We start from the raw sequence: 13,186 nt of genomic DNA on the forward strand, positions 1-13,186 counted from the left end.
AATAAAAAAGCGTTTGCATAATCAATATGCAAACGCTTTTTATATATTTAAATAGTAAAAACCATTTATAATCTATTGAAATTAAGCAGCCTTGGCTTCAGCTTTTAAAACTTCCAAAATATTCTGTGGTGATGATGCGCCATAAGGATCGCTATCACAATTGTCGCTCAAGCCTTCTTCTTCAAACCATTGCTCAATAGTGCCATTATTAATAACGGCGGCATAACGCCATGAGCGTAGGCCAAAGCCTACATTATCTTTACGCACCAACATGCCCATTCTACGGGTAAACTCACCAGAGCCATCTGGAATAAGTTTAATGTTCTGAACACCTTGCTGCTTGCCCCATGCATTCATAACAAAAGCATCATTAACCGATAAGCAATAAATGTCATCAATGCCTAGAGCTTGAAATTCTGGAAAAAGTTTTTCAAAGTCTGGTAGCTGAAATGTTGAACAGGTAGGCGTAAATGCACCTGGCAATGAGAAAAGAATAACCCGCTTATTGGCAAAATAATCAGCTGATGTCACATCTTCCCAACGGTAAGGGTTTGAGCCCCCGATTGATTCATCACGAATACGCGTGCGGAATGTAACATCAGGAACTTTTCTACCGATCATCATATTAAATTACTCCTAAAAATGAACAAATAAAACAGCCTTACCTGCATAGCAGAAAGGAACATAGTCATGATAAGGCTATTTGGAAAAGGTAATTCTAATGTTGGTGACAGTAACGAATTTTTTGAAAATAGTCAAAGGATTTTCGCATCTTTAGAATAAATTTAAATTGTAGAAACCATTAAGAAAATGCCAATAAACTGGGGTTATTGCGCTTATAAGAAAAACATATGGCGATGCTTTATGGTATAGATTACATTTGTCTTACTAATGAGTTATTTGCTCCTTTTTTGTTTAAATTGAGAGGTCTCACTCTAGGCTTATAGCTTCGCATTTTCTTTTAAAATAGAAATATAATTTTTAATAAAAGCTTACCGAAATAACCGCTAAAAAAGCAAAAAATATTTATAAAAGGGCTAAAAGTTTTTGCTTTTAAAGATCTACCTTGGTGTTTTTTCAAGCTTCGGTTATTATGGTATTAGATTAAATTTTAAAAACTGGATAATTTTATGATAAAGCATATTAAAACAGAGCCATTTTCTGATCAGAACCCCGGCACATCAGGGCTTCGCAAGAAGGTCAACGTGTTCCAAAGTAAAAATTATGCAGAAAATTTTATCCAGTCAATTTTTGACTGTGTGGGCGAGAAAGCCGGAGCCTTGCTCATTGTTGGCGGAGATGGGCGCTATTATAATCGCGAAGTTATCCAAAAGCTGATTAAAATGGCTGCTGCTAATGGTTTTGAAAAGTTGATGATTGGCCGTGGCGGCATTTTATCAACACCAGCAGCGTCCCATCTTATTCGTAAGTTTAAGGCGCTTGGCGGTATTATTTTGTCAGCTAGCCATAATATGGGTGGTCCAAATGGTGATTTTGGTATTAAATATAATATTGCCAATGGTGGGCCAGCGCCTGAAAAAGTCACCAATGCTATTTTTGCTCGCTCAAAAGTTATTGATGAATATCTGATTGAAGAAAGCGAAGATATCGATCTTGATGTTACTGGGCATTATCTTATTGGTGATATGGTGGTTGAAATCATTGATCCAGTTAAGGATTATGCAGATCTTATGGAAGAACTCTTTGACTTTAATTTGATTAAAGCCAAAGTTAGCGAAGGGCTAACCATTCGCTTTGATGCTATGCATGCGGTTACTGGTCCTTATGGTCTTGAAATTTTTGAAAACCGCTTAGGCTTTGCCAAAGGCAGTGTAGTTAATGCCGTGCCATTGCCTGATTTTGGTGGCCATCATCCTGATCCAAATCTTGTACATGCCCATGATCTTTATGAATTAATGCTTTCACCGCAAGCGCCAGATCTTGGCGCAGCATCTGATGGTGATGGCGACCGCAATCTTATTATTGGCCGCGATATATTTATAACGCCATCTGATTCTTTGGCTGTTATTGCTGCAAATGCCAATCTTGTAAAAGCCTATAAGGATAAGGTAACAGGCATTGCACGCTCGATGCCAACCAGTGAAGCGGCAGACCGTGTTGCGGAAGATCTTAAAATCAATATGTTTGAAACGCCGACAGGATGGAAATTTTTTGGTAATCTGCTCGATGCTGATAAGGTAACTTTTTGCGGTGAAGAAAGCTTTGGCACAGGTTCAAATCATGTGCGTGAAAAAGATGGTCTATGGGCGGTGTTATTCTGGCTTAATATTCTTGCAGCAAGTCAAAAAAGCGTTAAGGATATTATCAATGCTCATTGGTTGCGTTTTGGTCGCAATTATTATTCGCGCCACGATTATGAGGAAGTGGATACAAAAGCTGCTCAAGACCTCATGGATACGTTGCGCAATAGTCTTCCCGCGCTCATTGGTAAAGAATTTGATGGCCTAACTGTTAGTAAGGCAGATGACTTTTCCTATCATGATACAATTGATGGCTCGGTGAGTGCTCATCAAGGTATTCGTATTTTCTTTGATGGCGGTGCACGTATTGTGTTTCGTTTATCGGGTACAGGTACACAAGGAGCAACTTTGCGCCTTTATATGGAGCATTATGAGCGTGATCCACAGAACCACAATCTTGATACGCAAGTCGCATTAGCAAGGCTGATTAATATTGCTAATCAGCTTACGGATTTGCAAACCAAGCTTGGCCGCGATAAGCCAAGTGTTATTACTTAATCAAGCGTTGTGACATAATAAAGTGTTGTTAGGTAATAAAGCCTTGGCTGTTTAATAAAGTTAATTAGAATAAAATGATGTAAAAATTTAAGCTTTTCAATAGCATAAATGGTCAAAGTTTCTGCTGCGTCATAAATAGCGCAGCAGAGAAATATTATGACCAAAGTCTTTAAATATTCAAGTTTAAACCTGTGGGAATTAGTAAAGGTAATCATAATTTTGTTATGGATACGTTATTTTGCGATAAAATTTTTGCCATTTGCTTGAAGAAAAGTTAAAGCTGTGCCATAGGCTCAAGATAATATTGCATTTTAAAATACAGGAACTTGTCAATGACCATAAATGGTATTGCGACAAATGAAAGAGTTGGGGCAAACAAGAACGTGACGACAACAGAAAATCAAAATAAGACTAAAGGCTTGTTGAGTGGAAAACGCGGCTTAGTATTTGGTCTTGCAAATAACCGCTCAATTGCTTGGGGTATTGCCAAGGCTGCTCATGATGCAGGTGCCGAGCTCGCTTTCACCTATCAAGGTGATGCTATGAAAAAGCGGGTTGAGCCGCTTGCAAAAGAGTTAGGCGCATTGGTGTGCGGTAATTGTGATGTTTCCGATCCTGCTACCATTGATGCCGTTTTTGACGTCATTGCTGAAAAATGGGGCAAAATTGATTTTGTTATCCATGCTATTGGCTTTTCAGATAAGGACGAGCTTACTGGCCGTTATGTTGATACTAGCGAAGCAAATTTTGCTATGACCATGAATATTTCGGTTTACTCGCTAACGGCTATTGCCCAGCGTGCAGAAAAATTGATGAATGATGGTGGTTCAATTATAACACTTACCTATTATGGTGCTGAAAAAGTTATGCCTAACTATAATGTTATGGGCGTTGCAAAAGCTGCACTTGAAGCAAGTGTGAAATATTTGGCTGTTGATCTTGGTCCTAAAAATATTCGCGTAAATGCGATTTCTGCAGGCCCTATCAAAACCCTTGCTGCATCAGGTATTGGTGATTTCCGCTATATCTTGAAATGGAACGAGTATAATTCGCCATTGCGCCGTACAGTCACTATTGAAGAAGTGGGCGATGTTGGTGTCTATTTCATTTCTGACCTGTCGCGTTCGGTAACCGGTGAAGTTCACCACGCAGATTCTGGATATCACGTCATTGGTATGAAAGCCGTTGATGCACCAGATATTTCAGTCATCAAAGACTAAAATTTTAAATTTCCTCTATACTGCATGCGCCTTAGTCTATAAAGTCGCATGCAGAGCTATAAAGAGGAGATTTCTAGCCATGCTTATCTATTTTTCACGACACGGACAAACTGACTGGAATGTGTCGGGCCGTATTCAAGGGCAAGTAGATCAGCCGATCAACGATATAGGTCGCGCACAAGCCAAGGGCAATGGTAAAAAACTCTATAATCTTATTGGTGATGGTGAAGGATTTGATTTTGTTGCAAGTCCGCTTGGTCGCACGCGTGAGACTATGGAGCTTATCCGCGGCGCAATGGGGATTGATCCTAAAGCCTACCGCCTTGATGATCTATTGATGGAACTTAATTTTGGTGACTGGCAAGGTTTTACGGAAAGCGAACTTGGGGTTGAACATTCAGAACTTTTAGCTGCCCGAGCCAAAGATAAGTGGAATTTTTTACCCCCCGGTCAACACGCAGAAAGCTATGCTATGCTGCGCAACCGTATTGAACAATTTATGTCCAATGTGCGTGATAAAAGCGTTGTGGTAACCCATGGTGGCTGTATTCGCTCGCTATTTAATATTTATGGCGGTTTAAGTGAAAAAGAGGCGTCCAATGATTCTGTACCGCAAGACCATATTTTACGCTTTGAAGATGGTAAACTTGATTGGGTATAATGCTCGAATATCAAGACAAGTTTATATCGGTTAAGGTTTTTAAAAACCTTTTGCATTTTATCGCAAAGATTACGCTGGTAAACTACGCATCGTCTTGCAAAACAATGCACTAAAAGCTAAATGTGCAGGATAAGAATTTTTTCATGGATAAATACTATCTTATTTTAATAAAGATAGTTGTTCCTTTGGTTGGTAATATTTATCAATAATTGCTTATTTGATTGGAATTTTTGGGATGACGAAACGCCTTCTCGCCTTATCACTCGTAACCGCCTTTTGTGGGTTGGCTTTAGCAGGTTGTGGTCGTAAAGGGCCGCTTGAACCACCGCCATCTTCAATAATTGAAAATGCTAATGGTGAAAAAGTACAAAAGCCAAGGGAAGATAAGCCTTTTATTCTTGATGGTTTGATTAAGTAGTCGGATTTTAAGCGTGGATTATTTCAAATATAAAGACGGTAAGCTTCATGCTGAAGATTTGCCACTGGAAACGATTGCTGCCAAGGTTGGCACGCCATTTTATTGCTATTCGGCTAATAGTCTGCGTAAAAATTATCGCGATTATGTAAAGAGTTTTGCTGGCTGCAATGCGTTAATAGCCTTTGCTTTAAAAGCCAACTCCAATCAGGCAATTTTAAAATTGCTTGCCAATGAAGGGGCAGGGGCTGATGTTGTTTCCCAAGGCGAGTTACGCCGAGCATTGGCGGCTGGTATTATCCCGCAAAAAATTGTTTATTCTGGCGTTGGTAAAACCATTGAAGAAATGGATTATGCGCTATCGCAAGGCATTTATTGCTTTAATGTCGAATCCGAGCCAGAGCTTATACAGCTATCGCAGCGCGCGACTGCCATAGGTAAGGTTGCTCCTGTTTCAATTCGTATCAATCCCGATGTTGATGCAAAAACCCATAAGAAAATTTCGACTGGTAAATCAGAAAATAAATTTGGTATTCCGCTAAAAAATGCGCGTGAAACTTATAATATGGCATCAAGCCTGCAGGGCTTAGTCATTCGCGGTGTTGATGTGCATATTGGCAGCCAGATTTGTGATCTTGAACCTTTTGATAGTGCCTTTGCAATTACTGCCGATCTTGTTCGCCAGTTAAAAAATGATGGTCATGATTTACATCATGTTGATGTTGGCGGTGGTCTTGGCATTTCTTATCGTTTTGATAATGATCCACCACCATCAACCGATGATTATGCGACTATTGTAAAAAAACATATTGCGCCACTTGGCGTAAAAATTATTTGCGAACCCGGCCGCCATATTGCCGGCAATGCTGGTATGTTAGTAACTTCGGTTATTTATTTAAAAGAAGGCGATGGTCGCAATTTTCTCATTGTTGACGGCGCAATGAATGATCTTATTCGTCCAACACTTTATGATGCATGGCATATGATTATGCCAGTTAATCAACCAAAGCCAAGCGATGAATTTATTCGTGCTGATATTGTAGGACCCGTTTGTGAAACCGGTGATTATTTAGGGCTTGATCGTATTGTACCAAAATTAGGCCCTCATGATCTTTTGGCGGTTGCAGGTGCTGGTGCTTATGGCGCCGCGATGTCTAGCACATATAATACTAGACTCTTGGTGCCAGAAGTTTTGGTGAATGACAATGAATTTGCGATTATTCGTCGTCGTCCTACTTATGAAGAATTGCTAGCGCTTGATAACGTGCCTGATTATTTAAATATTTAAAAATCGTCTTTTGACCATCCAACTTCTTATTCATATGAAGCCCACCATTTGGCACTGAAATTTTACAGCGTGGTGGGTGAAATATATGTGCTATAGTAAAACCTATTCAATTTCACGCGTTGAAATGGGGTTTGTCTTCGGTCAAGATAGTATTAATTTGCGATGATTGTGTCGTAGAGCCTCAAAAATATTCATGTTTTGAGGCTTTTCTATTCGTTTTTCAAATTAGTTTTCGCAAATTTTGATTCATTAATCAGCTTGATCATCACAAAAGCCTTGATAGTATTATTATTATGGGAGGAGATAGTCATGACTAAGACAACTTATGCGGCGCCTCATGGCGGTGTTGCACCACAAAGCCAATTATTAACCGGACGCGCAGTTTTTAAAGACGCCTATGCCTTTATACCAAAAGGTGTGATGTGCGATACTGTCATCAGCTTGTTACCATTTTGGGAAAATACCCGCTGCTGGATTATTTCGCGGCCAATGAGTGGCTTTTCAGAGACGTTTTCCCATTATATAATGGAAGTTGGACCAAATGGTGGTAGTGAGCGGCCAGAGCTTGATAGCCATGCGCAAAGCGCCTTATTTTGCCTTGAGGGCGCTTTTACCATTATCGCTGATGGTCAAGAATATAAAATGCGTGAAGGTAGTTTTGCTTATATTCCGGCGGGTACAAAATGGCAGCTAAAAAATGAGAACGGTCAAGCGGCGCGTTTTAATTGGATACGCAAATTTTATATTGCAGTTGAAGGAATTGAAAAACCGCCGATTTTAATTATTAATGAACAGAATATAACTCCTGATGCTATGCCTAATGCCCATGGTACTTGGGCAACGACCCGCTTTGTTGATGTGAATGATATGCGCCATGACATGCATATTACCATTGTAACCTTACAGCCGGGCGCAGTCATACCCTTCTTGGAAACCCATATTATGGAACACGGGCTTTATGTGTTGCAGGGTAAAGGCGTTTATAGATTAAATGAAGATTGGGTGGAGGTAGAAGCTGGCGATTATATGTGGCTACGTGCTTTTTGTCCGCAAGCTTGCTATGCTGGCGGCCCACAGCCATTTCGCTATTTGCTTTATAAAGATGTTAATCGCCATCCTCATCTTGGTGCATCGGCTTTTTCGCGTATATAAATATTAAACCCTTTGCAAGTGGGTGAATTTATCCACTTGCAAGCGTGTTTTTCATTCACTTAATGAATAAGAGGACGGCCGATAGACACATATTCAATTTCAATTTCTTGAATGTCTTCGCTTTTATAAATATTGCGCATATCAATTAAAACATTACCAGTCATTAGCTGTAATATTTGCTTAAGGTCTAAAGCGCGATATTCATTCCATTCGGTCAAAATAACGGCAATGCCGCAATCCTTCGCAGCTTCATAGGGTGACTGACACCATTCAACATTTGCAAGCTTATCTTTTGCCTGATCCATAGCTTCAGGGTCGTGGGCTTTAATCAAAAGACCTGCCTTTTGTAATAGCGGAATAATATCAAGGGCAGGGGCTTCACGTATATCATCCGTGTTCGGTTTAAAGGCCACGCCCAAAATAGCAATTTTAGTTACGTTGTTTTTTTGGGCTATGTCAATGATACGTTCAGCCATTTGGGCTTTTCGTTGTTCATTAATGTCAATGACAGTTTCAATAAGTTTTTGCGGTGCATTATAACGCTTACCGGTTGCGGCAAAGGCACGAGTATCTTTTGGAAAACATGAGCCGCCAAAGCCTGGGCCTGCATGTAAGAATTTGGAACCGATGCGTTTATCCATACCCATGGCACTAGCCACATCTTGAATATTGCCACCTGTCTTTTCACATAGATCAGCAAGTTGGTTGGCAAAGGTTACTTTCATCGCTAAAAACGCATTGGCTGCATATTTTATAAGCTCGGCATTTTCAAGAGATGTGAATACTACCGGTGTTTCACGTAAAGATAATGGGCGGTAAATACGGCGCATAGCTTCACGACCATTTTCATCAAGAACACCAACCACGACACGGTCAGGGTGTAAAAAGTCCTCAATAGCAGAGCCTTCGCGTAAAAATTCAGGATTGGATACCATTGAAAAATCAATATTGGGACGCTGCTTTTTCATGCGTTCATAAATAATACGATTGGTACCAACAACAACGGTTGACTTGATAACTATAACAGCGCCTTTTTTCATGTATTGCGCAATTTCGTCTGAGGCGGCTTCAATATATTGTAAATCAGCCTCACCATCGCCACGCCGTGATGGTGTACCAACTGCAATGAAAATAACATCGGCATCTTTTACATGATGGGCTAAATCGGTTGAGAATGTTAAGCGTTCAGCACTGACATTACGTTCAAGAATTTCTTTAAGGCCGGGTTCAAAAATTGGAATTTCACCCTTTTTAAGTCGCGCTATAATCGCTTCATTCTTATCAATGCAGGTAACATTAAAGCCAAATTCGGCAAAACAAACACCAGAAACAAGTCCGACATAACCTGTGCCTATCATAACAATTTTCATAAAATTACCTTATAATCTTCTTTGTTTTGGTATCATGCAAAAACAAAATGCATGTTATTTTGTGTTGATGCCATTCTTATACAATGTCAAAAATCTCACATCAACAAATCTTTGGTTATTATAATCAAGTGTTGGTTAAAAAGCCTTTTAAACCATTTGCAAATTATGTAAAATTTTAGGGGTGGAAGAATAATCAATGGTATTGTAATCGCTTGCTTTGCAGTTTTGTGTGCTACTGCCTGATAAGCTTATAAAATAGCCGATAATGATTACGCAAATAGCTGTGTAAGATCGAATAGATTTTTTTATACTACTGCCAAAAGCAATGATATATTTTCGTGAAGGTTTTTTGATGGTATTTCAATGCAAATGAAATAACACTTTATTGTTGGGGGATGAAATTATTGGTTTGAAAGCAAGGTACAAGGCTTTCAGCAAAAATATCAACGCAATGTTCCCAAGTGAAGTTACCTAAGGCGCGTTCAGGATCCATTTTACCCATATTAAGTGCTTGCAAGGCAGCTTGTTGCAAATTTTCAGATAATACACCAGCTTTTGTGCCTTTTACCACGTCAAGGGCGCCAGAAACTGGAAAGGCGGCAAGGGGTAGGCCGCTTGCAATGGCTTCTAGCAATACAAGACCAAATGTATCGGTGCGCGATGGAAAAACAAAAACATCAGAACCAGCATAATAACGAGCAAGATCTTTGCCATGCTTCTTACCAACAAAGACCGCATCTTGATATTTGGCTCTGAGGTTTGAGAGCGCTGGGCCATCACCAACAATTAATTTTGTACCGGGTAAATCAAGCGACAAAAAAGCCTCCAAATTTTTTTCAATCGAAACTCTGCCGACATTTAAAAAAATAGGTTTTGGTAAGCCAAGGTCTATTTCCGGCATTGGGTGATATAGCGCGCGATCAACACCGCGAGACCATATTTTAAGATTGCTAAAACCGCGCTTAGCCAAAATATCATAAATGGAACGGGTGGGTACCAGTGTTAGGGCGGCCTTGTTATGGAAGCGCCGCATCATGGCATAGGTAAGTGATAAGGGGACAGGAAATCTTTCAGCCACATATTCTGGAAAGCGGGTATGAAAACTCGTGGTAAATTTCCACCCATTCCAAAGGCAAATGAAACGAGCAAGCAAACCCAATGGCCCTTCAGTAGCAATATGGATGGCATCGGCATCCATGGCTTTTAAACGGCGAGATAAACCAATAGGTGAGGGCAGCGCTAAACGTATTTCAGAATAGGTTGGACAGGACATAGAATAATAGTCAGAAGGAGCGATTATTTCGGTTACTATTCCTTTTTGAGAAAGACCAGAAATAACATTTTCAAGAGTGCGAACAACGCCATTTACCTGTGGCAACCATGCATCTGTAACCAATGCTAATTTCATGTTACCGCCTTATTTAGAAAATTAGCATTTCGCCAATTTTGCGCATTTAAAAATAAAGAAAATTAATATGTTAAAAACATATTAAATATGGGTTTGCATAGTTAGAACCATATTTACCAAGTAAATCTTTTTACTGTCACCATTGATATTACCTATGCATCAAAAGGGTCGATTTGATTTTTTAAAAAATCAAATAGGCTCATTGTATAATACTTAAAATGCCAGATTTACTTGACATAAGCCTTACAGTTTCATGATGTTTTTATGACATTTGGTTTAAGGTTTTTATTATGTGCTTTGAATGGGAAGCGTATATATTCTTGTCCATTAAAGTATTATTAAACCCAATTTGGGTTTAGGTGTTGACCTTAAGTTATTTAAAGATCAATTAAATATAGGCATGCCAAAAAAAAGATTTATCAGCTCATAATTACAGCCGTAAATAAAATTTTGATAATTTTTAATTTAGTTGGTGATAAATACTTTTTATAATGTAATATAACAATAAATCCATGAAGCCTATCGGGAGTGTCGAATTATGCATTATGATGTTTTTATCATTGGCGGCGGCGTAAATGGCTGCGGTGTTGCTCGCGATGCTGCCGGTCGCGGGTTTAAGGTTGGGCTTGCTGAGATGAATGACATTGCCTCGGGCACGTCATCAGCATCAACCAAGCTTATTCATGGTGGGCTGCGCTATCTTGAACAATATGCTTTTCGTCTTGTTCGTGAAGCTTTGATGGAACGCGAAGTTATTTGGCACATTGCACCGCATATTGTGCGACCATTGCGCTTTATTTTACCTTATCATAAGGGCTTGCGGCCAAAATGGATGCTGCGCTTTGGTCTTTTTATCTATGATCATTTGGGCGGCAGCAAAGAACTCAAAAAAACTACTGTGGTTGATTTTGCAAAAGAAACGGAAGATCCACTAAAAGCAGGTTATAAGCAGGGATTTGAATATTCTGACGAGCAGGTTGATGATGCTCGCCTTGTAGTTTTAAATGCTCGCCACGCCAAAGAGCTTGGTGCGGATATTATGGTACGCACAAAGGTTTTATCAGCCAAAATTATTGATAAAAAATGGCATATTGAATTAAAAAATACTCTAACCGGTGAAGAAAAAACGATAACCGCTTCATTCTTGGCCAATATGGCAGGGCCGTGGATTGATCATATATTGAAAGATGTTGCCGAAATAAGTGGTCACCCACAAATAAGGCTTGTTCAAGGTTCGCATATCGTTGTACCGAAATTATACAATCACGATCGCGCCTATATTTTTCAAAATCCAGATGGGCGCATCATTTTTGCAATTCCCTATCAAGAAGATTTCACCCTGATTGGCACAACAGATCGCGACTATCATGATGATCCAAAGGATGTAAAAATATCTGATGAGGAAATTGAATATCTTTGCAACGCATCAAGTGAGTATTTTGCGCAAAAAATTACCAGAGATATGATCGTTTGGAGCTATTCAGGGGTGCGCTCGCTTTATGATAACGGTGCTGCTAGCGCGCAGAAAACCACTCGTGATTTTGTGTTGAAACTTGCTGATGAAAATGCCGATGCGCCACTTTTATCTTCTTATGGCGGTAAGATAACCACCTATCGTAAATTATCAGAAGATGTCATGGAATATGTAGAAAAATATCTTGGAACACGCAAAGCGGCATGGACGGGGGCAATACCTTTGCCGGGAGGTAATTTTCCTCATGGACGGTTAGATCTTATTCAAGATGGTATAAAGAAAGTTTTGCCAGATCTAGATGATTTTACTATTCGTCGTTTGGCGCGAAGCTATGGTACCGATGCGCTTGTTATATTTGAGCAGGGCGATAAGCCATTAGGTCGTCATTTTGGTCATGGCTTATACGAGGCGGAAGTTGATTGGTTAATCAAAGAAGAATGGGCAATTGATTGGCAAGATATTTTATGGCGGCGTTCAAAACTTGGACTTTGGTTTAAAGACAATGAAATTGAACCTTTGAAAACTTATCTGGAACAAAGGAATATTAGCACTAGTAAAGGGGCTTAAGTTTTTCTGATAATATTTAAATTTTGCAGCAAAACTGGTTTAAAAGGTAAATTGTTGGCTTGAGAATTTTTCTTGGGGAGTAGGGAGAAGGTTATGAAATATTCGCAGCTAAGAAATGAATGTATCGCTGAATTTATCGGAACTTTTTTATTCATTGCTATAGGTATTGGTTCTGTTGCAGGGTTGGTACTTGCCGGGGCTAGTTACGGCCAGTGGGAAATTAGTATCATATGGGGACTTGGTGTCGCTATTGCTGTTTATGTCACTGGCGGCGTGTCAGGTGCTCATCTTAGCCCATCGGTTACTATTGCCTTGGCAGTTTTTGGTGATTTTCCCAAATCTAAGATTATTCCCTTTATATTATCACAGTTAGCGGGTGCCTTTATGGGGGCGGCGGTCGTTTATTTGCTCTATCATAATTTGTTTGCCGTTAAAGATATGAGCAATGCGGGAGTATTTACTACCTTTCCCAATGCGAAAATAACCATTTTGCAAGCCTTTATGACCGAGTTCTTTATAACCGCACTTTTATTGATGGCTATTTTGGCGCTTACCGATAATGATAATGGCGCGCCGCGCGGTGCCATGGCACCATTTTTAATTGGTGTTGTTGTTGCAATTATTGGTGGCTCTTTTGGCCCATTAACTGGTTTTTCGATGAATGCTGCGCGCGATTTTGGCCCAAGACTATTTGCTTTTTTGGCTGGCTGGGGCCCAGATATCATGACAGGTGGACGCTCAATCCCTTATTTCCTCATTCCCCTTACTGCCCCAATATTAGGTGGGCTTGCGGGTTCATTTCTTTATAAACGTTTTATTGGCAAAGCATTGAAACAAATGAAGGCTGGCAACAGCAATTAACGGGAGCATAT

11 protein-coding genes are annotated in these 13,186 nt (G+C 39.8%); 8 read left to right on the plus strand and 3 right to left on the minus strand.

Annotated elements, in window-relative coordinates; translation table 11 throughout:
* Positions 1–81 precede the first annotated feature (81 nt).
* Positions 82–621: a peroxiredoxin gene (locus H3299_RS01395; RefSeq protein WP_182419590.1), complete on the minus strand. Its 540-nt coding sequence runs from the start codon at positions 619–621 to the stop codon at positions 82–84.
* Between the two features lie 509 nt (positions 622–1,130).
* On the opposite strand from H3299_RS01395, the gene H3299_RS01400 reads away from it, so the two are divergent.
* The 6 genes from H3299_RS01400 to H3299_RS01425 all read left to right on the plus strand — a co-directional run bounded on the left by H3299_RS01400 (position 1,131) and on the right by H3299_RS01425 (position 7,495).
* Positions 1,131–2,759 (plus strand): alpha-D-glucose phosphate-specific phosphoglucomutase, encoded by a 1,629-nt coding sequence (locus tag H3299_RS01400; RefSeq protein ID WP_182418562.1) that lies wholly within the window; start codon positions 1,131–1,133, stop codon positions 2,757–2,759.
* Positions 2,760–3,091: 332 nt separating this feature from the next.
* Complete coding sequence (gene fabI, locus H3299_RS01405) at positions 3,092–3,979, plus strand: enoyl-ACP reductase FabI (protein ID WP_182418563.1); 888 nt, start codon at positions 3,092–3,094, stop codon at positions 3,977–3,979.
* Between the two features lie 79 nt (positions 3,980–4,058).
* On the plus strand, positions 4,059–4,640 hold the full coding sequence (locus H3299_RS01410; RefSeq protein WP_182418564.1) for a histidine phosphatase family protein: 582 nt from the start codon (positions 4,059–4,061) through the stop codon (positions 4,638–4,640).
* A 235-nt stretch (positions 4,641–4,875) separates the two neighbouring features.
* Positions 4,876–5,058: a lipoprotein gene (locus H3299_RS01415; RefSeq protein WP_182418565.1), complete on the plus strand. Its 183-nt coding sequence runs from the start codon at positions 4,876–4,878 to the stop codon at positions 5,056–5,058.
* Between the two features lie 13 nt (positions 5,059–5,071).
* Positions 5,072–6,343, plus strand: coding sequence for a diaminopimelate decarboxylase (gene lysA, locus H3299_RS01420; RefSeq protein ID WP_182418566.1), 1,272 nt, complete (start codon positions 5,072–5,074; stop codon positions 6,341–6,343).
* Between the two features lie 309 nt (positions 6,344–6,652).
* Positions 6,653–7,495, plus strand: coding sequence for a bifunctional allantoicase/(S)-ureidoglycine aminohydrolase (locus tag H3299_RS01425; protein WP_182418567.1), 843 nt, complete (start codon positions 6,653–6,655; stop codon positions 7,493–7,495).
* 59 nt (positions 7,496–7,554) lie between these two features.
* On the opposite strand, the gene H3299_RS01430 is transcribed toward H3299_RS01425, so the two are convergent.
* Both H3299_RS01430 and H3299_RS01435 read right to left on the minus strand, forming a co-directional pair.
* Positions 7,555–8,865, minus strand: a complete 1,311-nt coding sequence (locus H3299_RS01430; protein ID WP_182418568.1) for a UDP-glucose/GDP-mannose dehydrogenase family protein — start codon at positions 8,863–8,865, stop codon at positions 7,555–7,557.
* A 382-nt stretch (positions 8,866–9,247) separates the two neighbouring features.
* Positions 9,248–10,273: a glycosyltransferase family 1 protein gene (locus H3299_RS01435; RefSeq protein ID WP_182418569.1), complete on the minus strand. Its 1,026-nt coding sequence runs from the start codon at positions 10,271–10,273 to the stop codon at positions 9,248–9,250.
* 538 nt (positions 10,274–10,811) lie between these two features.
* Between H3299_RS01435 and glpD the strand changes: the two genes are divergently transcribed.
* Entirely contained in the window at positions 10,812–12,314 is a 1,503-nt protein-coding gene (gene glpD, locus H3299_RS01440) for a glycerol-3-phosphate dehydrogenase (RefSeq protein WP_182418570.1), read from the plus strand.
* A 93-nt stretch (positions 12,315–12,407) separates the two neighbouring features.
* On the plus strand, positions 12,408–13,175 hold the full coding sequence (locus H3299_RS01445) for an MIP/aquaporin family protein (RefSeq protein ID WP_182418571.1): 768 nt from the start codon (positions 12,408–12,410) through the stop codon (positions 13,173–13,175).
* Positions 13,176–13,186 lie beyond the last annotated feature (11 nt).

This window comes from Bartonella sp. HY038, assembly GCF_014117425.1.
GTDB lineage: Bacteria > Pseudomonadota > Alphaproteobacteria > Rhizobiales > Rhizobiaceae > HY038.